Below are 25,680 nucleotides of genomic sequence, written 5' to 3'. Positions count from 1 at the left end.
GGGCAGCGTCCGCCGAGGTCCCGCCGCTGCGCGGCGGCCACGCGGGCGAGCGCACCGAATGGAGGGATGGCACTCTTCCCGAGCGGGGACGCCCGGGTTTCCTGCCGAGAGACCATGACGAAACGGCGTGAGCAGAGCCAGACCGAAAAGCTGCGGAAGGCGCTCTCCGAACGGGAGGCCCAGCTCCAGGAGGCGCAGGCCCGCCTGGCCGCGCTGGAGGGCTCGACGTCGCTCCAGGTGGGCCGGGCGCTGACCTCGGCGGCGAAGCGCCCGGGGCGCGGACTCGTGCGGCTGCCGCGCGACCTGTACCGGCTGTGGCGCGGCGACGATCCCGCCGGCCAGGCGGGGGCGCGGCGCCGCCGCACCGCCGAGCCGGTCCGCTCCTACGACGCCGAGCGCCAGGAGGCGCGGCTGCTCGCCGGTACGGCGGGACCGCAGGACGACCGGCTCGTCGTCGCCGGTGTCCTCTCGCCCGAGGCGCGCGCCGCGATCGACCCGTACGTGCGGGTGGTCCCGTTGCGCCCGCACGACGCCCAGGTGGTGTTCGACTCCATCGGCATCGACGCGGTGCTGGTGTCGGCCTCGGCCGCGGCCCCGGGCACGCCGTGGGCGCACACCGGTGATCCCGCGGCACTCGACCGCACCCGCGCACTGCGCTGGATCGTGGAGTCCGCCGCATCCAGGGGCATCCCGTCGGTCCTGGTCCGCGACGCCCCCGCGCCGCCGGGGCTCGCCAGGATCGGGTTCGACGCCGTGCACGACGGCGGCCTCGGCGTTCCGCTGCACCGCTTCAACCCGGTCGCCGTGGAACCCGATCGCGCTCCCGCGCCGGTGCACGTCTCCGCCGCGACTCCGGCCCGGGGCGCCGCGGCGCCGCTGCTCGCGGCGCTCGCGGAGGACGGCCTGCGGGGCGGCGCGCCGCGCTGGAGCGACCTGCCGGACGTGCTGCGCGCCGGCAGCGGCGTCGTCGTCACGGATCCGGCCCTGGCCGACCGGGCGCTGGCCTGCGGGACCCGCGCGCTGCTGCTGGGCTCCCACCCCGAACCCGAACGCGTCGGCAGCGCGCTGCGCACCGTCCCCGCCGACCCCGACGCCCGGCACGCGGCGGCGCGCGAACTCGCCGATGTGCGCTCCGCCGGGGCGCTCACCCCCGAGGAGCTGCGGTCGGTGCTGCGCCTGATCTTCCTGCGCCTGGCCACTCCGGTCCGCCTCGCCGAGATCCTCGGCGGCGTCCGGCTCGCACCCGGCTCGGGCGGGGCCTCGCTGCCCCTGAAGGGGCGCCGCGTCGCGCTGCTGGCGCTCCCGGTCGACGACACCTCGTCGCTGGCGCTCGCCGACGACGTGCTCAACCAGATGCACCCGCCGGCCGAGGTCGTGGTCCCGAAGGGGTCGGCGCGCTTCGCCGGCGTGGAGCGGCTCCGCTCGCACGGCCTGCCGCTGCGCACGACGGCGAACGTCGAGCCGGCGGTCGACCCCCGGCCGCGGGACTGGGCGCGGATGGCCGAGGTCGCCGGATCCGGGTGGGCCGCGCTGTGGCGGGAGCCCCGCGGCGCCGCCTTCCTCGCCGACACCGTGTGCGCCGCCGAATGCTCCGGAGCCGACGCCGTCGGCCCGGCGATCGCCTCGTGGGCCGCGGCCCACGGCGCGGCCGACGCGGTCGACTGGGCGGGGGCCGACCAGGACTACGTGTTCGTCAGCGCGATCCAGCCGGATCTGGCCCGCCGCGACCTGCTGGTGCGGGCCCTGCACCCCGGGGTGTGGAACCGCCGCGGCGCCCGGCTGCTCGCACTCAACCCCGTGCACACCGCCGATCCGGTCGGTCACTGAGGTCCGCGGAGACCGTGCGGCACGTCCGGAGGGGGCGGTCCGGTCCGGCGGCCGGGGCCGGGCGCAACCGGCGCGGGACTCGATGGGGGGCACACTGGGAGCCGGGGCGCGTCGGTGGCCCCGCACGGCGGATCGGTTCCGAAGGGAAGCACGTGAGCATTCGCGCACTCGTCTACGGCGACGTCGACCTCAACACCGTTGACGGGTCGGCGGTCTGGGCGCAGTCGATGACCCGATGCCTGGCCGCCGCAGGGTGCGAGGTCACCCTGCTGCTCAAGACCCGGGTCGGGAACGAGCGGCTGACCGCCCCGCTCGACGGCGCGCCCGGCGTCACGCTGCGGCGCCCCTACGAGGAGTCCCTGCTCGACGACCTCGGCCCGCGCGGGCTCACTCCGGAGCAGGCCGTCGCCCTGATCACCCGCCTCGACTCCGAGCGGCGGTTCGACCTCGTCGTGCTGCGCGGCCGCCGCACGGCGGCGGTCGCCGCCCACACCGATGCGCTGGCCGGTCGGCTGTGGACCTGCGTCACCGACGTGCCGCAGACGGCGACCGGCCTCACCTCCGCCGTCGTCTCCGAGCTCACCGACATCGCGGTCGCCTCGCGCCTCCTGCTCTGCCCGACCGAGGAGCTGCGCGGCTTCCTGGAGTCCTCGGTCCCGGCCGCGTGCGGCAAGAGCGTGCTGTTCCCCCCGGTCGTCGTGCCGCCGCCGGAGGGGGCGGTCGGCCCCGGCACGCCGCGCACGCCGCTCAGGATCGTCTACACCGGCGGCTTCGCGCCCCGGTGGAACACGCTGGAGATGACCGGGCTGCCGGCCGCCCTGGGCCGGCGCGGGGTGCCGGCCGAGCTGCACGTGATCGGCGACGGAATCCACCGCGACCCGGCGGAATGGGCCAAGCGGATGGGGCGGGCGCTGGAGGACACGCCCGATCTCGTCCGGCACGGCGGGCGCCCGCACGAGGAGGCGCTGCGGCTGGCGGCCCAGTGCGACGTCGGACTGTCGTGGCGCGCCCCCGAGGCCGACACCGACCTGGAACTGGCGGCCAAGGTGCCGGAGTTCGGCGCCCTCGGCCTGCCGGTGGTGCTCAACCGCACCCCGATGCACGAGGAGCTGCTCGGCCCGGACTACCCGCTCTACGCCGGCGAGGACCTCGACTCGGTCGCCGACGCGCTCGTGCTCGCCACCGACCCGCAGACCTACCGGTCGGCCGCGCAGCGCTGCGCCGATGCATCCGGCCGCTTCACGCTGGAGCGCGCGGTCGAGCGGCTACGCGGACACCTGCGGCTCGCCCTGCCGCCCGCGCCCGGGGGAGTCGCCCCGGAACGCCCGCTCAAGGTGGTCATCGCAGGGCACGACCTGACGTTCTTCACCGGCCTGGCCGAGCACCTCATGGCACTGCCCGGCCTGGAGGTGCGCCTGGACGAATGGGAGGCGCTGCACACCCACGACCAGTACCGCAGCAGGGAACTCGCGGCCTGGGCCGATGTGGTCGTCTGCGAGTGGTGCGGCCCCAACGCGCTGTTCTACGCGCGGCACAAGCGGGCCGGGCAGCGGCTGCTGGTGCGCCTGCACCGGTTCGAGCTGCACACGGAGTGGCCGCGCAAGCTCGACATCGAGAAGGTCGACGCGATCGTCTGCACCAGCCCCTACTACGCCGACCTCACCAGGGAGCGCGCGGGCTGGCCCGCGGACAGGGTGGCCGTGCTGCCCAACTGGGTCGACGTCGACCAGTTGGACCGGCCGAAGCTGCCGGGCGCGCAGCACACGCTTGGGATGATCGGCATCGCGCCCTCGCGCAAGCGGATCGACCGGGGCCTGGACGTGCTCGCCGAGCTGCGCCGGCGCGATCCGCGCTACACCCTCGCCGTCAAGACCAAGCAGCCGTGGGACTACTGGTGGGTCTGGAACCGCCCGGAGGAGCGGGAGTACTACGAGCGCGCCTACCGCCGGATCCAGCGCTCCGAGCTGCTCGCGGACGGCGTGGTGTTCGACCCGTACGGGCCGGACGTGGCGGTGTGGCTGCGCCGCGTCGGCTTCGTGCTCTCCACCAGCGACGACGAGAGCTTCCACCTGGCCCCGGCCGAGTGCGCCGCGTCCGGCGGGATCCCGGCCGTGCTGGCCTGGCCGGGGGCCGACACGATCTACTCGCGCCGCTGGATCCACGAGGACACCGGGGCGATGGCCGACGCGATCCACTCCATCGTGACCGAGGGGCGCTTCGACGCCGTGCGCGCGGCGGCCCGGGACGAGATCGCCGCGAAATACTCGCTGCGCCGGGTCCGGGGACTGTGGACCGACCTGATCATCAGCGGCGGGTTCCCCGAACCGGTGCGCCCGGACGGCACCGTGCCCGCCATACGGTAGGCCCGGCGCGCCGGGCCCACCGTATGGCGGGCCTCCGGTTCGGCGCGCGCCGCCGTGCGGGGGCCGAGCGCCAGAAAAAGGCCCCGTGCCGGCGGACGGCCGCAGTGGGCTCGTCCCGGCACGGGGCCTCGCCGCTCACTCAAGGCGACGGGACGCCGCTCATTCGCAGGCGTTCGTCTCGGCCGCCTCGGCGGTCGTGCCCTCGACCGAGTCGGGGATGCCGCCGCCCCCTGCGCCCTTCAGCCCGTCCCAGTCGCCGGAGAGGACCAGCTGGACGGTGGTGCCGAGGGCGGGGTTCTCCTCGGTGGTGGCGTTGACGAGCTCGGCGGCGACGGCCTCGGCGTGCTCCTTCTGCCCGGAGCCGTAGTAGACCGTGGTCGCCTCCGGCACCGCGCCCTGCGGGTTGCCGGTGCCGGTGACCTGGAAACCCTTGTCTCCGAGCCCGGCGCCCGCCTCACCGGCCAGACCGGAGACGGTGGTGCCGTTGATCACCTCGACGGCGACCTCCTCCGGGGCGACGGAGGGCTCCTCGGCCTCCTCCTCGGAACCGCCGCCCTCCTGCTCCTCCTCGTCATCGGAGAGGTCGACGTCGTTGGCCACCGCCTGGAACAGCTCCGAGGCGTCGGGCTGGGTCCAGGCGATCCGGTTCGGGTCCTGGGGGGCCGCCCCGTTGGGGACGGTGATGAACTGGACCTTGCTCATGTCGACCTCGCGCATGGCGATGGCGATGTCGGCCATGGAGTCGACGGTGAACTCGTCGTCGGTGGTGATGGAGTCGGTGACCGAGCCGAGGAAGTCGTAGAGGTTCGTGGGGCTGGCCAGGACCTCGCTGCTCATGACCTTGCGCAGCATGGCGCCCATGAACTCCTGCTGGCGTTCGATCCGGCCGAGGTCGCTGCCGTCGCCCTGGGCGTAGCGCGAGCGCACGAAGGCCAGCGACTGCTCGCCGTCCAGCGTCTGCTCGCCGGCCTCGAGGTCGAGCTTGGCCTTCTTGTCCTCGAGCGGCTCGGGGATGCACATCTCGACGCCGCCCAGGGAGTCGACCATGCCCTTGAAACCGCCGAAGTCGACGCTGACGAAGTGGTCGATGTGGATGTCGGTGAGCTGCTCGACGGTCTTCCACAGGCACTGCACGCCGCCGAGGCTCATCGACTCGCCGATCATGCCGCTGTGCGCGCTCATGCCCGGCTTGTCCTCGGTCGGGGAGCAGGAGGGCATGTCCACCAGGGAGTCGCGGGGCAGGTTGATCAGCGTCGCGCCGTCCTGGTCGGGGGAGATGTGCGCGATCACCAGGGTATCGGGGCGCTCGCTCTCGGCCTCGCCGTACTCGGCGTTCTCGCCGGCGCGCGAATCCGAACCGACGACCAAGATGTTCACCGCGCCCTCGACCTTGCTCGGCCGGTCGCCGAAGGCATCGGTGTCGATGCTCTCCTGGCTGATGTTGCCGTAGATGTCGTAGTAGGCGCCGTAGGCCGTCAGGCTGCTGCAGATCACCAGGGCGGTGGCGATGACGGCCACCCAGCCGCCGGCGGTCAGCTTCTTGCGCGCGGAGCGCGCCGGGGCGGCTCTACGGGAGGAGGAGCGGTTTCTGGGCATCGCGCACCAAAAGGTAGGTATCAGGTCAACGGCTTGATGGTGCCCGAAATGGGAGGGGGCTCGGGCCGAGCGTCGGCGATCGCCGTGACACGCTCCATATCAATCCGCGCTTGCAGGTTAGTCGAATCGGCACCGGACGTCAGCACCAGGGCCGAGGCGCTGTGAACCGCGGCCAGGAAGCGTGAGAGGTCGTGTCCCAGAGCCGTGAGGGGATCCGACGTGGAAGCGATGATAGCCACCCGATCGGCGGATGTCAGCTTCCATTCGGTTGCCTTTTCGCGGGCGGCGGCCACCAGATCGGAACCGGTGTACCGGTGCCCGCTGCCGCTGTCCAGCGCGACCGCCGCGGGCCGCACCGGGGCCGCGGGCGCGAACCGGTCGCCGAAGCCGCGGACCTCCACGGCGTAGTCCATCGCCGCGGGCGGGCAGTCCTGGAGGGGGGCGCCGAGCGGGTGCAGCGAGGCGCCGACGACCTCGCGGGCGCCGGGGGCGTCCAGCGCGGCGTCGAGGCGGGCCGCGTCGGCGACGACGATGTCGCCTTCGGGCACCCCGCCGCCCTGCTCCCCGTCCGCGGCGACGACCGCCGTCGTGCCGGTCGAGAAGCAGGCCGTCAGCCACACCAGGCTCTGCCAGTGGACCGGGAGCGCGAGCGCCACCCGCTCCCCGGGCTCCGCGCCGAGCCCGTCCACGAGCAGATTGGCGGTCTTGGCCACCCAGTTGTCGAACGTGGCGTGGGACAGTTCCACGCGCCCGCCGGTCGCCTCGTCATAGGCGGTGACGAACGGGCGGGCCGGATCCACGGCCACGGCGCGACGCCACAGGTCCACGGGTGTCTCCGCTGCTTCCGCTGACACGGCGCCCCTTCGTCGACGGTGATCACAACCGCGCACATGCTACTCGCCACCGGATCCGTCCACCGACGCCTCCGCCGAACCGGGCCGGCGGCACCGGGCCGCGGTCCCTTCCGCGTCACCGGTACCGGTCGGCAACTGGCATCGTGGCACCATGCGAATGACCCCCGCCCGCCTGTTCGCGCGCGTCACCGTCGTTCCGGCCGTCGCGTTCTCGGCCTGGCTGCTGGTGGCGTTCCCGCTCCTGCTCCTCGGGCACTTCACCCCGGTGACCGGGGTGGTCCTCGGGGTGCCGGCCGTTGTCGCGGCCGTCGCCGTCGTGCCGAGATGGGTGCCCGATCCGGCCGAGGACGACATCCCGTGGTGGCCGGTCATCGCGGTCGGGGTCATCGTGCTCGCTTTCGCCGCCGTGCAGCTCGCCTACCACTCCGAACAACTGGTGATCCGCAGGGACGCCGCCTCCTACGCCCAGTACACCGTGTGGATCGCGCAGAACGGGTACCTGCCCATCCCGCAGCAGCGCGAGCTGATCGCCGGCGACGACCCGGCCCTGGCCTACAACAGCCTCGCCTACTACCAGGTGGGCGATCAGGTCTGGCCGCAGTTCCTCGCCGGTACGCCGCTGCTGCTGTCGGTCGGCTACTGGATCGGCGGGCTCGACGGCATGGTCGTCCTCCCCCCGCTCATCGGCGCCCTGGGCGTGCTCACGTTCGCCGGCCTGGCCGCCAGGCTGATCGGGGCGCGCTGGGCGCCCCTCGCCGCGCTGACGCTCGCCGTCTGCCTGCCCGAGCAGTGGATCAGCCGCTCCACCTACAGCGAGCCCGCGACGCAGGTGCTGCTCCTCGGCGCGCTCGCGCTCGCCCACGACGGCCTCACCCGCCGCACGGCCCTGCGCGACCGCTGGGGGGCGCCGCACGCGCTCGCCCTGGCCGCGGGGCTCGCATTCGGCCTGAGCCTGGCCGTGCGCATCGACGTGCTGCGCGACGTCCTCCCGGTCGTCGGCTTCCTCGGCCTGCTGCTGCTCGCCCGGCGCGGCCAGGCCGTCCCCATGCTCATCGGTCTCGCCGTCGGCCTCGGCTACGGGTTCACCGCCGGGTTCGTGCTGTCGCGGCCCTACCTGGAGTACCTGTCGGCCTCACTGGACCCGCTGCTGGCCGTCGCCGCGGTCGTCGTCGTGCTCACCGCCGCCGCGACGGCGCTGCTGTGGCGGCGCGGCGTCCCCCGGACGGACCGGCCCGCCTGGCTGCCAACGGCCACCGCCGCCCTGGCGGTGCTGGTCATGGCCGGTTTCGCCGTGCGCCCGCTCGTCCACGTCCAGCGCGGTCACGGCGACGAGGCCACCGCCCACTACATCGGGCAGGTGCAGGAGGTCGAGGGGCTGCCCTTCGACCCCGACCGCACCTACGAGGAGATGAGCCTGTACTGGGTCGGCTGGTACGTGGGCCTGGCCGCGGTGCTGCTCGCGACCGCGGGGGTCGCGCTGCTGCTGCGCCGGGTCATGCGCCGGCAGGAGCCGCGCTGGGTGCTGCCGCTCATGGTGCTGATCTGGACCGTCACCACCACGCTGATCCGCCCCGCGATCACCCCCGACCACCCGTGGGCCAGCCGCCGGCTCATCGTGCTGGTGATCCCCGCGTTCATCCTGCTCGCGGTCTGGTTCCTGGCCTGGGCCATCCGGTGGATCCGGGCCCACCCGGCGCGGCCGCCCGCGTGGCTGCCCGCCTCCGTCGCGGCCCTGGGCGCGGCCGCGCTGCTGATCCCCACCGGGATCACCGCGAGCGGCATCATGACCTACCGCATGGACGTCGGATCGGTGGCGGGCACCCGCGCACTGTGCGCGCAGATCCCCGACGACGGCAGCGTCGTCATCGTCGACGCCGGCACGGCCAGCATGTTCGAACAGCTCATCCGGGGCAACTGCGGGGTGCCGACCGCGCACGTCAACGCCCCCGACCAGGTCTCGGTCCAACGCGTGGTGGGCGAGATCGAACAACGGGGCCGCCGGGCCGTGCTCGTCGGGTCCTCCCCCGACCAGCTCCTGCCCTACCTGCCCAATGGGACCCGGGTCTCCCACCCGTTCGACGTGCACACCGATCAGGACCCCAGCACCCTGATGGAGCCGCCGTCCGGGGCGTGGCGGTTCAACGCCGACGTCTGGCTGGCCGTCGTGCCGTGACCCCGTCCGCGCCCGCTCCCGATCGCCCCGCCCGGGGGCTCGCGCGCGCGGCCCGGGCTCTTCTCGCTATCCTTGGCCCACCGTGAGCGACATGTCCCCTTTCCCCGAACACGACGGCGACGGCACCGGCACGCCCTACGTCACGATCGTGCTGCCCTGCTACAACGAGCAGGACCACGTCATCAAGGAGGTCGAGCGGATCTGCGCGGCGATGGACGCCTGCGACTACCGCTACGAGCTCCTGGCCATCGACGACGCCTCCACCGACGACACACTGGCCCGGCTGCGTGAGGCCGAACCGGCGTTCCCGAGCCTGCGCGTCATCACGTTCGGGCACAACGGGGGCTCCGGCACCGTCCGCAGGATCGGCACGCAGCGCGCCCGCGGCGAGATCGTGGTGTGGACCGACGCCGACATGACCTATCCCAACGAGCGCATCCCCGAACTCGTCGCCATCCTGGAGCGCGATCCCGACGTGGCCCAGGTCGTGGGCGCCCGCAGCCAGGAGATGGGCACCCACAGGTTCCTGCGCGTCCCCACCAAGTGGCTGATCCGCAAGATCGCCGAGTGGCTCACCAACACCAGGATCCCCGACCTCAACTCCGGCCTGCGCGCGTTCCGCCGCGAGGTCTCGCTGCCCTACCTGCGGCTGCTCCCGCCCGGGTTCTCCTGCGTCACCACGATCACCCTGGCGTTCCTGTCCAACCAGCACCGCGTGCACTACGAGCCGATCGTCTACTCCAAGCGGTCCGGCGACTCCAAGTTCCACTTCGTGCGCGACGCCTACCGCTACATCCTCCAGGTGCTGCGGATGGTGATGTACTTCAATCCGCTGAAGGTGCTGATGCCCGTCGCGCTGTGGCTGCTCGGCATCGGCGTGCTGAAGGGCGTCTACGACGTCGTCAGCGACCCGGTCTACATCCGGAACAACACGATCATGCTGGTCATGACGGGGCTGATGATCGCGTCGATGGCGCTGCTGGCCGACCTGATCGTGCGCTCGCGCAACGGGAGCTAGCGGGAGGAGCATGCGGATCGCGCTGGTCGGGCCGGCCCACCCCTACAAGGGCGGCGGCGCCCGGCACACCACGGAGCTCGCGCACCGGCTCGCCGCCGCAGGGCACGACACCGTCATCGAGTCCTGGCGCGCCCAGTACCCCGCGCTGCTCTACCCGGGCGAGCAGCGCATCGACGCGCCCGAGGGCGAGCCCTACCCGCGCACCCGGCACGAGCTCGCCTGGTACCGGCCGGACGGGTGGTGGCGGACCGGGCGGCGGTTGGGCCGCTGGGCCGACCTCGTCGTGCTCACCCTGTTCACCCCGCTGCAGGTGCCGCCGTATCTGGGACTGCTCGGCGGCGCGGGCCGCAGGGCCGCCGCGGTCGCGTTGTGCCACAACGTGCTGCCGCACGAGCGCGGCGCGCTCGACGCAGCCCTCGTGCGCGCGCTGCTGGGCCGGGTCGGCGCGGTGCTGACCCACTCGCCGGAGCAGGCGGAGCTCGCCCGGTCGCTCACCGGCTCCGCCGTGCGGACGGCGGAGCTGCCGCCGCACCTCCCCGCGATCCGCGCCCGGCCGGCCCCCGATCGGGAGTCGGTGCACCGGCGGCTGCTCTTCTTCGGCATCGTGCGCCCCTACAAGGGGGTGGACGTGCTGCTGCGCGCGCTCGCCTCCGGCCCGCCGGGGGTGTCGCTGACCGTCGCGGGCGAGTTCTGGGGCGGTTCGGACGAGTTGCGCGGGCTCGCGGCCGACCTCGGAATCACCGACCGGGTGGAGCTGCGCGAGGGGTACGTGCCGGCCGGCGAGCTCGACGGCCTGTTCGCCGCGGCCGACGCCCTCGTGCTGCCCTACCGGAACGCGACCGCGTCGCAGAACGTCTGGCTCGCCCACGAGCACGGGCGCCCGGTGATCGCCACGCGCGCCGGCACCCTGCCCGACCACGTGCGCGAGGGCGTCGACGGCCTGCTGTGCGAACCGGGTGACGCCGACGACCTGGCCCGGACCCTGCGTGCGTTCTACGCGCCGGGCGAGGCGCTGCGGCTGCGCGCCGGCGTGCGCCCGGTCGACCCGGAGCCGTACTGGACGAGGTACCTGGAGGCCCTGACCGCGGAGGTCTAACCCGTCATCGCCGGGCCGCGGCGGCCTCCGGGGAGGAGGAGGGAGGCTCCGGCCCACAGCAGGTCGGCCGCCGTCATCACCAGCCGGGACAGCGCGGCCACCACCAGTGCCGGACCCGGGTCCAGCACCGGGGCCAGGCCCACCACGAGCACCACTTCGCGCACGCCCAGCCCGGCGGGCGCCAGGACGACGACGACCCCCAGCGTCCACGCCAGCGCATAGGCCCCGGCCGCGACCGGCAGGGCCGCGGCGCCGTCGCCGCCCACCCCGGCCACGAGCAGCCAGACGTGCGCGGTCAGCGGGATCCAGGCCGCCGCCGACCAGCCCACCGCCGCGGCCATGCCGCGCCCGCTCACCCGCTCCAGTTCCTCGTCGGGTACGGCCCTGGACCGGCGGGCCAGCCGCAGCGCAGCGTGGACCAGCCACGTCACCACGCGCGGATGCAGCGCGGCGAGCAGGACCGGTGCGCACGCCAGCACCCACCACCAGCGGCGGGCCGCCTCCTCGGCGGCGAACGGCAGGGTCGCCGCGGCCACGGCGAGGTTGACCGTCAGCGTCACCACGACGGCCAGCACGGTCGCGGTGATCCCGCGCTGCCGTGCCACCTCGCGGTCCCTGGCCAGCTCGACCTGTGCGACGAACGCCCACACCGACCCCGGGAGGTACTTGCCGAGCTGGCCCACGAACATGATCCGCGCCGCGGTCCCCGCGGGCAGCGGCGAGCCGAGGTCGGCCAGGATCGCCCGCCACGCCAGCATCTGCGCGCCCAGCCCGGCCAGAGCCGCGCCCGCCGAGCCCGCGACCGCCCACGGCGACAGCGCGGCCAGCGCCTCGCTCGCCTCGTCCCAGCGGTCGTGCAGCGCGTAGCCGGCGCAGGCCAGGACCACCAGGACGATCGCGGTGCGCACCCAGGGGTTGGCGCGGAGACGGCTCAGCACGTGGCCAGGGTAGTGCGCGCCGATGCGGCCCGATGCGGCCACGGCACACGGCCGACGCAGACCTCAGTAAGGTGATCTGCGTGCGCATGCCTGATGTCATCGCCTTCGCCGGCCACCAGATCCACGTGTGCCGTTACCGCGAGGCCGGAACCCTGCTCCGCTGGCTCGGCCGTGACCTGCGGGAGCAGGTCGTCCTCGACGTCGCCGGGGGCGACGGCTACTGGGCGGCCCAGGCCCGGCGGCGCGGCGCTCGGGCGGTCTCCGTCGACCTGGCCCGGCGCAAGATGCTGCGGGGCAGGCTGCTCAGGCACGCTCCCGCGCTGGTCGAGGGCGACGCCCTGCGACTGCCGATGCTGGACGGGACGGTCGACAAGGTCATGTCGATCTGCGCGATCGAGCACTTCGACGACGGCCCGGCCGCGCTGCGCGAGATGGCCCGCGTGCTCAGACCGGGCGGGGAGCTCGTCATGTCGGCGGACTGCCTGTCCCGCCGCGCGGCGTGGCCGGCGCTGTTCGAGGCGCACCGCCGCCGCTACCACGTGCAGCGCACCTACACCCACGGCGGGCTCACCGAGCTCCTCGACGGGTGCGGGCTGGAGGTGCGCGAGCACAGCTACCAGTTCCGCGGTCGCGCCGCCGAGCGCGGCTACCTGAGCCTGTCGGCCCACGGCGGCCGGTTCGGCTTCAACGCCGCCGCTCCGCTGATCCCGCTGGTCTCCCTCAGTGACCGCAGGGAGCCCAACACCCGCGGCAGCATCGTGCTGCTGCGCGCACGCAAGCGCGGTGCCTGACCGCGGTCCCCTGAAATCCCGGCGCGTCCGCGAACCGGCGGCGGGTCCGGCGCGTCCTATAGCACGTCCGGATAAGAAGCACCAGACTTGTTTCTTAACCAAGCTTTAACCATAGAGGGATACCGTGCGTCACCTACAGGATCGCGCGCCCGGTCCGGGCAACGGCCGGACCACGCGTTCACAGGTCACCGGTCCGTCCCGCTCACGGCCGAATTCTTCGTCGATACCCGGGTAGTCGCATGGCCGCAGCCGTGTGCACAGGTGTCGCATCTTTCGGATACAGGGGGTAGGGGACAGTGCAGGCAGAGCTGAGTCGGATCGATTCGGGGAACGTGCTGGAGCTGCGTTTCCGCGAGTCCGGGGCGGAGTTCGCAGAGGAAGCCGACGCGGGGTTGGCGCTGCGTTCGCGGGGCGAGGGCGCCGAGACCGTCCCGGTGCCGCGGGTGCGCCGCGAGGGCGGTCGGCTCCGGGCCGAGCTGGACGAGCTGCCGCTGGCCGACGGCGTGTGGGACGTCGTGTTCGTCCGGGCCGACGGCCGGACCGAGCCGGTCGCCACCGCCGACCCGGGGTTCAGCCTCCGGGAACGCTCGGCCTATCTCGCCGAGCCCCGGCAGAGGGAGCTGCGGGTGGTCCGCACCCCGGAGGGCCGACTGCGGCTGCGCGCCGCGTCGGTGCTGCCCTACGCCGAGGTCGAACGGATCGACATCGACGAGACCGAGATCACCGTCTCCGGGGTGCCGGCCTACGTGCCGCGGCGGCCCGGGCGCCAGGAGGCGCAGCTCGTCGTCCGCCAGCGCAAGCGCTCGGGCGTCGTGACGGTGGAGGCCGAGCTCGCCGACGCCGCGTTCCGCTGCCGGATCCCCCTGGCGCCCATGTCGGAGGCGCACGACTTCGACCGCGCCCACAACGAGTGGGACCTCTGGCTGCGCACGCCGCTCGCCGACGCCGAGCTGCGCCTGGCCTCGCGCGCCGACGACATCGTCGGCAAGAAGAAGCGCTTCACGTTCCCCGCCGCGGTGCTCGGCGGCGCCGAGCGGCGGGTGAGGATCCGTCCCTACTACACGGTCGACGACGATCTCTCGCTGCTGGCCACCGACGCCCGCGGCGACAAGGCGCAGGGAGCCCACGAGTGAAGATCGCACTGCTCCTGGCCAACGCCTACGGCATGGGCGGCACCATCCGCACCGTGTTCAACCTCGCCGGCGGCCTCGCCGAGCGGCACGAGGTCGAGATCATCAGCCTCATCAACCACCGCGAGAAGCCCTTCTTCACGGTGCCCGAGGGCGTCGCGGTGCGCGCGCTGGCCCCTTCCCGCGAATGGACGCAGCGCCCCAAGCAGCCCATGGTCGCCCGGTGGCGGGAGAAGCGGGCCTGCGGCACCGTGCCGAAGTCGGAACAGGAGCGCAACGGCGCCTTCAACAGCCGCACCGAGTACGAGCTGCGCAGGTACCTGCGCGGCACCGACGCCGACGTGGTCGTGGGCACCCGGCCCGGCGTCAACATGCTCCTGGCCAGGTGGGCCCCGCCCGGGCTGCTGACCATCGGCCAGGAGCACGTCAACCTCGACAACCACCAGCACGACGTGCGCGACGCGATCCGGCGGTACTACCCGCGGCTGAACGGCCTGACCGTGCTCACGGAGGCCGACAAGCGCGCCTACGAGGAGTACCTTCCCGGTCGGCCCGACTGGATCACCACGATGCCCAACGGCCTGCCGCCGGGCGACTACCCGCGCTCCACGCTGGAGAACCCGATCATCGCCACTGCCGGGCGCCTCACCCCGATCAAGCAGTACCCCAAGCTCCTGGAGGCGTTCGCGGTGGTCGCCGAGGCGCATCCGGAGTGGCGGCTGCGCATCTACGGCGGGGGCGGTAACGAGGGCGCGCTCAAGGCCAAGATCGCCGAGCTCGGGCTGCACAACCAGGTCGCCATCATGGGCCGCACCAAGGACCTGACCGGCGAGCTCGCCAAGGCGTCGATCCTCGCGGTCAGTTCGCGCACCGAGGGCTTCGGCATGACGATCATCGAGGGCTTCTCGGTGGGCGTGCCCGCCGTGAGCTTCGACTGCCCGCACGGTCCGCGCGAGATCATCACCTCCGAGCGCGACGGCCTGCTCGTGCCCCACCAGGACGTCGGCGCCCTGGCCTCCGGCCTGCTGCGCCTGGTGGAGGACCCCGAGGAGCGCCGCCGCATGGGGGAGGAGGCGGTACGCACGGCGCGCCGCTACGACCTCCCGCTGATCACCGAGCGCTGGGAGAAGTTCATCAACGAACGCCTGGCGGTCAAGACCGCCGACACCGCCGCGGCGGCCTGACGGACACCCGGGCGCGGGCCCCGGGCCGCCGCCGTCGGCCCGGGGCCCGACCCGTATCGTGCCGCTTATGAGTGCTGCTGGAAACGGGAACACCGGACAGGTCCCATCCGCCTCCGCCATGCGGCGCGCGCTGGCGCGGGCGCGCGACGGAAAGGCCCTGGACGCCGCCGAGGCCGAGGTTCTGCTGCACGCGCGCGGCGACGACCTGGACACGCTGCTCGACCACGCCGGCCGGGTCCGCGACGCCGGGCTGGAGGCCGCCGGGCGGCCCGGCGTCATCACCTACAGCCGCAAGGTCTTCATCCCGCTGACCCGGCTCTGCCGCGACCGCTGCCACTACTGCACCTTCGCGACGGTCCCCGGAAGGCTCCCGGCCCCCTACCTCTCGCCCGACGAGATCCTGGAGATCGCCCGCCAGGGCGCGGCCATGGGCTGCAAGGAGGCCCTCTTCACGCTCGGCGACCGTCCCGAGGAGCGCTGGGAACAGGCCCGCCAATGGCTGGACGAGCAGGGCTACGACGACACCCTCTCCTACGTCCGGGCCATGGCGATCGCGGTCCTGGAGGAGACGGGTCTGCTGCCGCACCTCAACCCCGGCGTCATGAGCTGGTCGGACCTCCAGCGGCTCAAACCGGTCTCGCCGTCCATGGGGATGATGCTGGAGACCACCTCCGAGCGGCTGTTCACCGAACGCGGCCAGGCCCACTACGGCAGCCCCGACAAGGACCCGGCGGTGCGGCTGCGCGTCCTGGAGGACGCCGGACGCTGCAACGTGCCCTTCACCACCGGCATCCTGATCGGCATCGGCGAGACCGCCGCCGAGCGCGCCGACTCCGTCTTCGCCCTGCGCAGAGTCGCGCGCGAGTACGGCGGGATCCAGGAGGTCATCGTGCAGAACTTCCGGGCCAAGCCCGACACCGCGATGATGCACCGCCCCGACGCCGAACTCGCCGAGCTCGCCGCGACCATCGCCGTGACCCGGCTGGTCATGGGGCCCAGGGCGCGCGTGCAGGCCCCGCCGAACCTGATCGGCGACGACTTCGGCCTCATGATGCGCGCCGGCATCGACGACTGGGGCGGCGTCTCCCCGCTCACCCCCGACCACGTCAACCCCGAGCGCCCCTGGCCGCAGATCGACGCGCTGGCCGAGCACACCGCCCGGTCCGGCTTCGAACTCCGCGAGCGTCTCACGATCTACCCCGAATACGTCCGCCAGGGCGAGCCGTGGCTGGACCCGCGGCTGTTCTCCCACGTCGCCGCGCTCGCCGACCCCGAGACCGGGCTGGCCCGCGCCGACGCGGTCGTCAAGGGACGCCCGTGGCAGGAGCCGGAGGCGGCCATGGCGTCCTCCGGCCGCACCGACCTGCACGTCGGCGTGGACGCCGAGGGCCGGACGGGGGATCGCCGCGGCGACTTCGACGCCGTCTACGGTGACTGGTCGCTGCTGCGCGAACGGATCGCCCGCCCGGCGCTGGGCGTCGGCGCGCCCCGCCGGTTCGACCCCGAGATCCGCGCGGCGCTGCGCAGCGCGGAGCGCGACCCGGCCGGGTTGAGCGACGAGGAGGCCCTGGCCCTGCTCTACGCCCACGGCCCCGAGCTGGAGGAACTGGCGGCGCTCGCCGACGGCGTGCGCCGCGACGCGGTCGGCGACGACGTGACGTTCGTGGTCACCCGCAACATCAACTTCACCAACGTCTGCTACACCGGCTGCCGCTTCTGCGCGTTCGCCCAGCGCCGCACCGACGCCGACGCCTACACGCTCTCCCTGGGGCAGGTCGCCGACCGGGCCGCCGAGGCCTGGGAGGCCGGCGCGACGGAGGTGTGCATGCAGGGCGGCATCCACCCGGACCTGCCCGGGACCGCCTACTTCGACATCGCCCGCGCGGTGAAGGAGCGGGTGCCGGACATGCACGTCCACGCGTTCAGCCCGATGGAGGTCGTCAACGGCGCCGCCCGCACCGACCTTCCGGTGCGCGAATGGCTGCTGCGGGCCCGCGAGGCCGGGCTGGGCTCGATCCCCGGCACCGCGGCGGAGATCCTCGACGACGACGTCCGCTGGGTGCTGACCAAGGGCAAGCTGCCCACCGCCCAGTGGGTCGAGGTGGTCACCGCGGCCCACGACCTCGGCATCCCGACCACGTCGACGATGATGTACGGCCACGTCGACACCCCCGAGCACTGGGTGGCCCACATCAAGCTGATCCGCTCGCTGCAGGAGCGCGCGGTCCGGCGCAACGGGCGGCCGGGCTTCTCCGAGTTCGTGCTGCTGCCGTTCGTGCACACCAACGCGCCGATCTACCTGGCCGGGCTGGCCAGGACCGGGCCGACGGTGCGGGAGAACCGCGCGGTGCACGCGCTGGCCAGGCTGCTGCTGCACGGCCACGTCCCCAACATCCAGTGCTCGTGGGTGAAGCTGGCCGACGAGCACTGCCGCCTGCTCCTCAACGGCGGCGTCAACGACGTCGGGGGCACGCTGATGGAGGAGACCATCAGCCGCATGGCCGGCTCCGACAACGGGTCGTTCAAGACCATCAGCGACATCCGGGCCCTGGTCGAGCCGACCGGCCGCCCGCTGCGCCAGCGCGACACGCTCTACGGTGAGGTGCCGCCGGAGCGCCGCGCGGCGGCCGAGGCCCACGACGGCGTCGCCGCGAGCGTGCGCCGCCCCCGCCTGCCCGTGGTCTGACGGCTCCCGCCGGCCCCGGCGCCACCGGCGGCGTTCCCGCGCGGTCCGGGGCCGGGGCCGGCGTCACAGGTTCCAGGGGATGTTGCGCCAGGGGCTCTGCGGATCGGACATCAGGGCGTGGTGGGCGGCGAGCGGGCCGGTGTAGTACGGGCCGAACTCGCCGTCGTCGAAGCGCAGCACGCGGCCCAGCGCGTAGCCGGCCGACAGGTCGGCCCAGGAGGCGTAGTGCCGGCGGGCCTGCTCGCCGGCGCGCAGCACGTACCACTCGGCGGTGCGCGGGTCGGCGAACTCCGCGTGCACGCCCCAGCGGGCCATGTTCACGGCGCGCCCGAAGTCGTAGGCGATCATGTGGGTGACGAACCCGCCGGGCGGCAGCAGGCCGTCGGCCACGAAGCGCCTCTCGTAGTCCAGCACCGCGCCGGCCCGGCTCAGCAGCCGCTGGTAGACGCCGTCGCCCTGCCGGTTCTGCCGACACCACTGCTCGACGGCCCCGCGCCAGGTGGTCGCGTCGACCGCGGAGCCGTACCACTGGGCGGCCTGTCGGCGCAGCCCCAGGACCAGGGTGGCGGTGCGGTCGCTGCTGTCGTCGCCGAGCAGCGCCTCGAGCTGCCCGCGCCAGCTCGCGAGGTCGGTGACGCCCCAGCTCTCCCGGAGCATCTCGCGCTTCTCCACGGGGCCGCAGCAGGAGCACGACCTGGCGATCGTGTTCCACGGCGCCTCGTTGGTGACCGCCATCTGCGCGCCGCACGCGAACGCGTGCGCCATCGGTCCGTGGAAGTGGCCGTAGGGCTCGGCGAGCACGGCCGGAACGTTCTGCTGTCGCACCTGTCCCCCGTTGCGCTGACGTGCTGGGTGGGCCGCGACGCACCGGACGCGGCCGTGTCGATCACGGGGGACCGAGGTTATAGCACGGAAGGCCCGACAAGGCCGGACTCCTGCGCCGACGAGTGTGCGCGACTTATGATCGGGTTATGAGCTTCAAGCGCATCACCAGATGACCGAGGGCCTCGCTCTTCAGCTCGGCTGCACACTCGCGGACTCGGGCGCCAGCGATGTGGTGGACATGCACGTTGCCCTGCTGGCCCGCAAGCTCGGCGCCGCGATCTTCACCTCCGACCCGGGTGACCTCGCCAAGATCGACTCCGCCCTGACCCTGGTCACCGTCTGACGCGCCGGGGCGGCCCGCGCGGTTCACGCCGCGCGGGCCGCCCCGGCTCGTCCGTTCCGGTCGGGAAGCGGTCGTGGGGAGGGTCAGCAGGCGCCGAGGTCCTTCCAGGGGCCCCACTGGCTGGCCGCGGGGGTGTCGCCCCGGGTCCAGTGCCGGGCCTCGTAGGTGCGGCCGTCGTAGGAGACCCGGTCGCCGGAGGTGTAGACGGTGTCGGAGGACCAGGCCGCCGCGGTGCAGTCGCCCGGGTCGCCCGGGTCGGGGTCACCCGGATCGCCGGGGTCGCCGGGGTCGGGCTCGCCCGGACCGGGGTTGCCCAGGCGCGGGCCCACCGTGTTGGCGAACTGGTAGCCGTTGGTGGCGTCCCAGTTGATCGACCAGGTCATCACGCCGCCGATCGGGCCGTAGGGCGTGTCGGGGGCGAAGGACCCGCAGCCGGTGCCCTGTTCGAGGCAGTCGACGGCGCGGACGACGTCGTTCGGCGCCAGGTACCCGCCGGCCGGCGCGGCCGACGGCACGGCCGGGAGCCCGAGGCCGACCTGGTCCGGGCGCAGTCCCATCTCGACCTGGATGCAGGCGAGCGCGGTCACGAAGTCGACCGTGCCCTGGCTGTAGACCTGCTGGTCGCAGCCGAGCATCGAGCCGGAGTTGTAGTACTGCATGTTGACGATGGTCAGGATGTCGGAGATCTCCTGGGCCAGCCGGTAGTAGCCGGCGTTGGCCGACTGGAAGTCGATCGTCTGCGGGGCCATCGTCACGATGAGGTCGGACCCGGCCCGGTCCGACAGCGAGTGCAGCGCCTGGGCCATGTACTGGGCGTTGATGCCGTGCTCGAGGTCGATGTCGACCCCGTCGAAGCCGTACTCCCGCATGAGTGCGTAGGCGGTGTCGGCGAAGTTGCGCGCCTGCGTGGCGTTGGTGACGTCGACGTGGCCGAGCGCGCCGCCCACGGAGATGACGACCTTGCGGCCCTGCGCCTGTACCGCGGCGATGTCGTCCTTGAACTGCTGCTCGGTGTAGCCGTTGAGTTCACCGCCGGCCAGGTTGAAGGTGATCCCGCCGGGGACCCCGGGGGCGTTGTCGGCGAATGCGACCGCGATCAGGTTGTAGGCGGTCGGGACGTCGCTGATCTCCAGGACGGTCGAGCCGTTGTCGAAGTTGTGCCAGTACCCGGTGAGCCACTGCTCCCCGGGGGCAACCTCGGCGGCGGACTCGGCCGGCGCCGGCTGCGCCTTGGCCGGGCTCACCGCCATGAGCGCGCCGGTCAGGGCCACGAGTAGTGCTGAGAAGAGGGTCGTCACTGTTCGGAGGGGCGACAGTGTCAAGGGGATGCTCCTTGTCCGTCGAGCGGGGTGCGACGTGATGGGGCGTCTTCTCGCGATGTCCGGATTCGGCCAGCGCTTAAATTGGAAACAAACCTAAGAGAAATGGCCGCGGAAGGCAATGAGATTGGAAAGAAAGTTTTCAATTTCTGGGCGCCGCAGCTCTTGGACTTGAACCTCACCCTGGCCACCGGGGGTCGTGAACCTTAGCCACAGGTGGGATCCGCGGTGACCGGGCGATCCTCTCGCGTGGCCGAAGGCCCCTAGACGGAAATCGCCCACCCGCACGCCATCCCTCCTTGGGCGGGCCTTACCAACCCCCTGGGGCCGGGATTGGAGCCCAAGGCCGATGGAAGACCCTCAACGCACCTCGATGAACGCATCCGGGGACCTGGGCGGGCGGTCCTTCGGCGGGGCCGCGGCGCGGCCGACGGCGACCGAGCCCATCGGCTGCCACTCCTGGGGCAGCTCCAGCACCTCGCGGACCACGTCGGGGCAGAACATCGTCGAGGACACCCAGGCCGAGCCCAGCCCCTCCATCGCCAGGCCCACCAGCAGGTTCTGCACGCCCGCACCCATCGCGACCAGGAACATCGAGCGCTCCGCCGCGGCCCTGCGCTCGTCGGGGTAGGGATGGGCCCCGTCGGCGACCAGGCACGGGACGACCAGGTAGGGCGCGCGGCGCAGGACGTCGCCGCGGCGGGTGCGCCGGGCGACGGAGTCCGCCCCGAACCCGTCGCGGCGCAGATCGGCCACCCACGCGTCGAGCATCGCGTCCAGCAGCCGCTTGCGCGTCCGGGCCGACTCCACCAGGACGAAGCGCCACGGCGTCGTGTGGTGCGGCGCGGGCGCGGTGACGGCCGCGGCCACCGCCCGGCGCACCGCGGCCGGGTCCACCGGTTCGTCGGTGAAGTCGCGGATCGTGCGCCGCGCGGGCACCACGTCGCGCGAGCCGTACCGGAACATGTCCTCGTCGGCCGGGCGGACGAGGACGGCGGCCCCCGCGCCGTCGGCCTCGGTGACCAGGTGGCCCAGGCCGCGCACGACGGCCGCCGGCACGCCGGTCGCCTTCCCCTTGACCAGCTCGCCCGCTGCCGCGATCTCGTCGGCGACCGCGTTGAGGGTGACCTCCAGCACGTTGCCGTGCGTGTCGGACCGCCCGCGCAGGTCCTCCAGCGCGTCGATGCCGGCCGCGCCGATCGCGATGTCGGTCTGGCCCACCCGCCACGGGCGGCCGAAGGTGTCGGTGACGACGACCGCGACGTTGACGCCGAGCCGCTCGCGCAGCCCGGCGCGCAGCCGCCGCGCCGAGGCGTCGGGATCCTCCGGCAGCAGCAGGACGTGCCCCGCCTCGACGTTGGAGGCGTCCACCCCGGCCGCGGCCATCACCAGCCCGTGCCGGGTCTCCACGATCCGGGTGTCGCCCCGCCGGGCCACCACGCGCACCGTCTCGGAGTCGATCGCCTCCTGGCGGTCCATCCGCCGCACGCGCCCCTCGGCCTTGCTCACCACCTTCGACGTCACCACGACGACGTCGCCGTCCACCGGTCGCGCCGCCGAGGCGATCAGTTCGGCGAGGTCGTCGCCGGCGCGCACCTCGGGCAGCCCGGGAACGCCCTCGATGCTCAGGGAGGTCATGCCCGCTCCTTCAGTTCGACGGCGAGGTCGAGCGCCGCGCGGGCGATCGCCGCCGTCGCCTCGGGATCGCTCATGTACAGCGGGCGGGAGCGCACCTCGACGCCCGCCACGGCCGCGCCCGCGTCGGTTTCATCCACCAGCCAGCCGTCCAGCAGTTCGGAGCCGTAGTGCTCGGCGACGGCCCGCGCGCTCGTCTCCACCCCGATGGCGCTCAGGCAGGCGTCGGCCATCCCGCGCACGGGGGCGCCGCCGATGATCGGGGAGACCCCCACGACCGTCTTGGCCGCGACCGCCTCGCGGACGCCGGGCACGCCCAGGATGGAACCGACGCTGACCACCGGGTTGGACGGCGGCAGCAGCACGACGTCGGCCTCGGCGACGGCCTCCAGCACGCCGGGCGCCGGCTTGGCCTCCTCGACGCCCACGCCCACGATGGCCTCGGCCGGGAGCGCCGCGCGGTGCCGGATCCACCACTCCTGGAAGTGGATCGCCCTGCGCCCCTGCTCGTCCTCGACCACGACGTGCGTCTCCACCCGGTCGTCGGTCATGGGGATCAGCCGCACACCCGGCCGCCAGCGGTCGCACAGCGCCTCGGTGACCGCGGACAGCGGGTACCCGGCCGCCATCATCTGCGCGCGCACGATGTGGGTCGCCACGTCCCGGTCGCCCAGGCCGAACCACTGCGGCTCCATGCCGTAGGCCGCGAGTTCGGCGCGGACCGTGAAGGTCTCGTCGGCGCGGCCCCAGCCCTGGGACTCGTTGATCCCGCCGCCCAGGGTGTACATCACCGTGTCCAGATCCGGACAGATCCGCAGACCGAACAGGGTGATGTCGTCACCGGTGTTGCCGATGACCGTGATGCTCGATCCGCCCTGCGGATCCTCCGCTCCGATCCCGAGTGTCGCCTTGAGGCCGCGCAGGAACCGCGCGCCTCCGATCCCGCCAGCCAGCACGACTATCCGCATGGGCACAAGTCTGGCAGGGTGGTTCGGTGTATGTGCCGTGCCCCCGCGGCTCCGGTCGGTGGACGGCCCGTACCCGTCCGCGCCGCCCGCGCGCACGGGGGAGGCACGCATCCTTCGCGCACGTCGGGCCCCTCCGACCTGCGTGCGGCCGCTAGGAAACGGATCCGTCGGTCTTCTCCGCGTCTCACGGCCGATTCACTTGACAACCCGACGATATGCAAAGCTTCCACCGACGCGACAGTGAAGCAGCGGAGGGGAACCTCTCTTGAACAACGAAGCCATCCACAGGCTGCGGGAGCCTGCCGCCTGGGCGCTGCTCGGCGCCGTGGCCGTGCAGATGCTTGCGGGCCTCATCAACATCTTCGGGGCGGGCGCCGGATATGGCTCCGTTCCCGTGGCCGGCAACATGGTCGACAGGGCCGGTGCGTTCTTCGGCCCGGTCACCGTCGCGCTGATCGTCGTCGCGGTGCTCCTCATGATCACCGCGCCGAAGAAGTCGCCGCGCACCTTCCCGGTCGTGCTGGCCGCCATGATCCTCCTCGGCATCGGCGCCGTCTTCGGGGTCATCACCCTGATCATGGGTTTCCTCACCGGCGACAACGCGGCCGTGGGATTCAGCAACTTCTTCGTCACGGTCGCCAACCTGGCCATCCTGGTCTTCGCCGGCCTGTTCCTGATGCGGCTCTTCGGCGACCAGACGCTCGTGCCGCGCAGCGCCGGCCCGCAGCAGCAGGCGTTCCCGCAGGGCGGGCCGTCCCCGATGTTCCCGCAGACCGGCGCGCAGGCGTCGTTCGCCCCGCAGGCCGACCCGGCCCAGACCGGCCAGGGCTACCAGGCCGGCGCCCAGCAGCCGCAGCAGGACTGGGCGGCCCAGCAGAACTACGCCGACCCCGGCCTGACGGGTTCGGGCCAGACCGGCTGGCCGCAGCAGGGCGGTGACGTCTACGCCCAGCCCGCGGGCTACGACCAGGGCCGGCAGGCGCAGCCGGGCTACGGCCAGGCCCCCGCCCAGGACTGGGCCGGCCGGCAGGACGTCTACGGCCAGTACCCGGCCGGCTACACCCAGACCGGCGCGCAGCAGTCCTACGCCGAGCCGCAGTACGGGCAGCAGCCGGAGCAGCCGCCCTACGCCGGCCAGCCGGGCTACAGCGGCGCGGAGCAGCCCGGCTACGACCCCTACGGCCAGCAGGCCGCGCAGCAGCCCTACGGCACCGGTGGCCAGGCCGCTTACGGTTCGGCCTACGATCCGGGCCAGGTCTCGCCCAGCGGGGGGCAGCCCGCGCAGTCCTACGGCACGGGCGGTCAGGCGGCCTACGGTTCGGCCTACGATCCGGGTCAGGTCTCGCCCAGCGGGGGGCAGCCCGCGCAGTCCTACGGCACCGGTGGTCAGGCGGCCTACGGTTCGGCCTACGACCCCGGCCAGGCGCAGCCCGCCGGTGATCAGGCGGCGCAGCCCTACGGCTACGACGCCTCCCAGCAGGGCTACGGCACCGGCGCCGACTCCGAGGCGACCATCGTGCAGAACCCGGTCACGGGAGCTCCGGGCGGCGGCTACCCCGCCTCCGACGCGACCATCGTGCAGAACCCGGGCACCGGGACCCCGGGCGGCTACCCCGCCGATGAGCACGCCCAGTCCAGCGAGCGGGCCGCGCAGGAGGCCGTCCAGTACGGCTGGTACCAGCAGGCGCAGGTCGGGGAGGGCGGCCGGCAGCAGGGCCAGCAGCCCGAGCAGCGCCGCGACACGCCCCTGGAGCCGTTCTTCCACTCCGATGAGCAGAACGACTCCGAGGCGACCATGCGGGTCGAACCGGGTTACGGCGGGCAGTACGGGACCGGCGGATACCCCGCCCAGCCGCACGACGCCGCCGGCTCCTACGGCGACAACCACCCCTCTGACCAGCCGCGACACTCGGGGTCGGAATCCGATGACCGGCAGCAGGGCTGGTACCGCGACGACGACCGCCGCTGACCTCCTCGCTCCCACGACACCGTGAAAAACGCGTGGTAATCCGCTGAGATGCGCGTGCGGACGGCGAGTCGCCGTTTGTTACGTGATATTCAGGGGATTACCACGCCACGTGCTTGACGTATAGCAAGACACGCGCGTGTAATTTCAAGGTGTGATTCCACCCTCCCGGGGGTCGAAAGGGAGGGTACATCTAGGGGGGCAATAGGAGGTGCGCATGAGCGAGGTCATCCCGCTGGCGCACGGCGCAGACGAAGATCTGGGCTGGCAGGAACGCGCCTTGTGCGCGCAGACCGATCCCGAGGCGTTCTTCCCCGAGAAGGGCGGCTCGACGCGGGAGGCCAAGAAGGTCTGCCATTCGTGCGAGGTGCGGGCGGAGTGCCTGGAATATGCGCTGGAGCATGACGAGCGCTTCGGCATCTGGGGGGGACTCTCCGAACGTGAGCGTCGAAGGCTGAAGAAAGCCGTCGGGCAGGACTTCGATTTCCTGACCGACATGCTGTGATTCGACCGGCCTACGTGCCCGTGTGCCCCGGCGCTTTCGCCGGGGCGCACGTCTTTCCCCGGACGCTCGCGGCGGGGACGAGGGAGCGCCGACCGGGCGGCAGGGGCAGCGCAGCGGACCGTTCCCGCGGGGGGCTCCAGGCCACACGGGCAGGGAAACCCCACCGATGTTCGACGGTCGGGTCGGCGCAGGGGGGTGGCTGTCGCAGTGCGCGTAGCGCCGGCGGCACGGTGGATCCGGGCGTGAGGTCCCGCCTCGCCCCGAACGCAGCGGTCAAGGCCCGATCAGTGGGCCGGACGCCGACGTCCGCGGCCGCCGTGGCGCCCCCGGCCGTTGAGCGTCATGGCTCCGCGCGGGGCTCCACTGGCGTAGGGTGAGCTGCCACTAGAGTCCTGACCTGACCGTAATCTCCCTTTTGTTCAAACCCGAATCCCCGAGAGCGAACACCAGCCGTGCTACCCCT

The 25,680-nt window shown here is 73.1% G+C and carries 19 protein-coding genes; 12 read left to right on the top strand and 7 right to left on the bottom strand.

Features of this window, described 5'->3' with window-relative positions; translation table 11 throughout:
* Positions 1-114: 114 nt before the first annotated feature.
* On the top strand, positions 115-1,827 hold the full coding sequence (locus tag HDA32_RS23780; protein ID WP_179645306.1) for a hypothetical protein: 1,713 nt from the start codon (positions 115-117) through the stop codon (positions 1,825-1,827).
* A 227-nt stretch (positions 1,828-2,054) separates the two neighbouring features.
* The gene (locus HDA32_RS23775; RefSeq protein ID WP_179646908.1) at positions 2,055-4,190 is read left to right on the top strand and encodes a glycosyltransferase; all 2,136 of its coding nucleotides are present in this window, start codon (positions 2,055-2,057) and stop codon (positions 4,188-4,190) included.
* A gap of 159 nt (positions 4,191-4,349) precedes the next feature.
* Here HDA32_RS23775 and HDA32_RS23770 read toward each other — a convergent pair whose 3' ends face one another.
* Positions 4,350-5,786 (bottom strand): LCP family protein, encoded by a 1,437-nt coding sequence (locus HDA32_RS23770; RefSeq protein ID WP_179645305.1) that lies wholly within the window; start codon positions 5,784-5,786, stop codon positions 4,350-4,352.
* 20 nt (positions 5,787-5,806) lie between these two features.
* Positions 5,807-6,613, bottom strand: a complete 807-nt coding sequence (locus tag HDA32_RS23765; protein ID WP_312863306.1) for a TIGR03089 family protein — start codon at positions 6,611-6,613, stop codon at positions 5,807-5,809.
* Positions 6,614-6,791: 178 nt separating this feature from the next.
* On the opposite strand from HDA32_RS23765, the gene HDA32_RS23760 reads away from it, so the two are divergent.
* From HDA32_RS23760 to HDA32_RS23750, 3 genes are all read left to right on the top strand, one after another.
* Entirely contained in the window at positions 6,792-8,813 is a 2,022-nt protein-coding gene (locus HDA32_RS23760) for a hypothetical protein (protein WP_179645303.1), read from the top strand.
* Positions 8,814-8,904: 91 nt separating this feature from the next.
* Complete coding sequence (locus tag HDA32_RS23755; RefSeq protein ID WP_179645302.1) at positions 8,905-9,831, top strand: glycosyltransferase family 2 protein; 927 nt, start codon at positions 8,905-8,907, stop codon at positions 9,829-9,831.
* A 10-nt stretch (positions 9,832-9,841) separates the two neighbouring features.
* On the top strand, positions 9,842-10,927 hold the full coding sequence (locus HDA32_RS23750) for a glycosyltransferase family 4 protein (RefSeq protein WP_179645301.1): 1,086 nt from the start codon (positions 9,842-9,844) through the stop codon (positions 10,925-10,927).
* On the opposite strand, the gene HDA32_RS23745 is transcribed toward HDA32_RS23750, so the two are convergent.
* On the bottom strand, positions 10,924-11,865 hold the full coding sequence (locus tag HDA32_RS23745) for a lysylphosphatidylglycerol synthase domain-containing protein (protein ID WP_179645300.1): 942 nt from the start codon (positions 11,863-11,865) through the stop codon (positions 10,924-10,926). The genes HDA32_RS23750 and HDA32_RS23745 overlap by 4 nt on opposite strands.
* Positions 11,866-11,951: 86 nt before the next feature.
* Here HDA32_RS23745 and HDA32_RS23740 point away from each other — a divergent pair, with 86 nt between their 5' ends.
* The 4 genes from HDA32_RS23740 to HDA32_RS23725 all read left to right on the top strand — a co-directional run bounded on the left by HDA32_RS23740 (position 11,952) and on the right by HDA32_RS23725 (position 17,656).
* Positions 11,952-12,656 (top strand): class I SAM-dependent methyltransferase, encoded by a 705-nt coding sequence (locus tag HDA32_RS23740; protein WP_179646907.1) that lies wholly within the window; start codon positions 11,952-11,954, stop codon positions 12,654-12,656.
* Between the two features lie 332 nt (positions 12,657-12,988).
* Positions 12,989-13,789 (top strand): hypothetical protein, encoded by an 801-nt coding sequence (locus HDA32_RS23735; protein WP_312863305.1) that lies wholly within the window; start codon positions 12,989-12,991, stop codon positions 13,787-13,789.
* Positions 13,786-14,970 carry a glycosyltransferase family 4 protein gene (locus HDA32_RS23730; protein WP_179645299.1) on the top strand — a complete coding sequence of 395 codons (1,185 nt, stop codon included), beginning with the start codon at positions 13,786-13,788 and terminating at the stop codon, positions 14,968-14,970. Before HDA32_RS23735 ends, HDA32_RS23730 begins: the two co-directional genes overlap by 4 nt.
* 67 nt (positions 14,971-15,037) lie before the next feature.
* A complete protein-coding gene (locus HDA32_RS23725) occupies positions 15,038-17,656 on the top strand; it encodes a bifunctional FO biosynthesis protein CofGH (protein WP_179645298.1) in 2,619 nt (872 codons plus the stop codon).
* A 63-nt stretch (positions 17,657-17,719) separates the two neighbouring features.
* Here HDA32_RS23725 and HDA32_RS23720 read toward each other — a convergent pair whose 3' ends face one another.
* Positions 17,720-18,481: a DUF1266 domain-containing protein gene (locus HDA32_RS23720; protein WP_179645297.1), complete on the bottom strand. Its 762-nt coding sequence runs from the start codon at positions 18,479-18,481 to the stop codon at positions 17,720-17,722.
* 169 nt (positions 18,482-18,650) lie between these two features.
* Between HDA32_RS23720 and HDA32_RS23715 the strand changes: the two genes are divergently transcribed.
* Positions 18,651-18,824 carry a hypothetical protein gene (locus tag HDA32_RS23715; protein WP_179645296.1) on the top strand — a complete coding sequence of 58 codons (174 nt, stop codon included), beginning with the start codon at positions 18,651-18,653 and terminating at the stop codon, positions 18,822-18,824.
* Positions 18,825-18,907: 83 nt separating this feature from the next.
* On the opposite strand, the gene HDA32_RS23710 is transcribed toward HDA32_RS23715, so the two are convergent.
* The 3 genes from HDA32_RS23710 to cofD all read right to left on the bottom strand — a co-directional run bounded on the left by HDA32_RS23710 (position 18,908) and on the right by cofD (position 22,746).
* Entirely contained in the window at positions 18,908-20,140 is a 1,233-nt protein-coding gene (locus tag HDA32_RS23710; protein ID WP_376767025.1) for a glycosyl hydrolase family 18 protein, read from the bottom strand.
* Positions 20,141-20,503: 363 nt separating this feature from the next.
* Positions 20,504-21,781 carry a coenzyme F420-0:L-glutamate ligase gene (locus tag HDA32_RS23705; protein ID WP_179645295.1) on the bottom strand — a complete coding sequence of 426 codons (1,278 nt, stop codon included), beginning with the start codon at positions 21,779-21,781 and terminating at the stop codon, positions 20,504-20,506.
* Positions 21,778-22,746, bottom strand: a complete 969-nt coding sequence (gene cofD, locus HDA32_RS23700) for a 2-phospho-L-lactate transferase (protein WP_179645294.1) — start codon at positions 22,744-22,746, stop codon at positions 21,778-21,780. The genes HDA32_RS23705 and cofD overlap by 4 nt, the downstream gene beginning before the upstream one ends.
* Before the next feature lie 265 nt (positions 22,747-23,011).
* Here cofD and HDA32_RS23695 point away from each other — a divergent pair, with 265 nt between their 5' ends.
* Together HDA32_RS23695 and HDA32_RS23690 are read left to right on the top strand one after the other, a co-directional pair.
* Positions 23,012-24,715, top strand: coding sequence for a hypothetical protein (locus tag HDA32_RS23695; RefSeq protein ID WP_179645293.1), 1,704 nt, complete (start codon positions 23,012-23,014; stop codon positions 24,713-24,715).
* 214 nt (positions 24,716-24,929) lie between these two features.
* On the top strand, positions 24,930-25,217 hold the full coding sequence (locus tag HDA32_RS23690; protein ID WP_179645292.1) for a WhiB family transcriptional regulator: 288 nt from the start codon (positions 24,930-24,932) through the stop codon (positions 25,215-25,217).
* Positions 25,218-25,680 lie beyond the last annotated feature (463 nt).

The organism is Spinactinospora alkalitolerans (assembly GCF_013408795.1).
GTDB lineage: Bacteria > Actinomycetota > Actinomycetes > Streptosporangiales > Streptosporangiaceae > Spinactinospora > Spinactinospora alkalitolerans.
The sequence above is the reverse complement of the archived record's forward strand: the minus strand, read 5'-3'. Positions and strand labels throughout refer to the sequence as shown.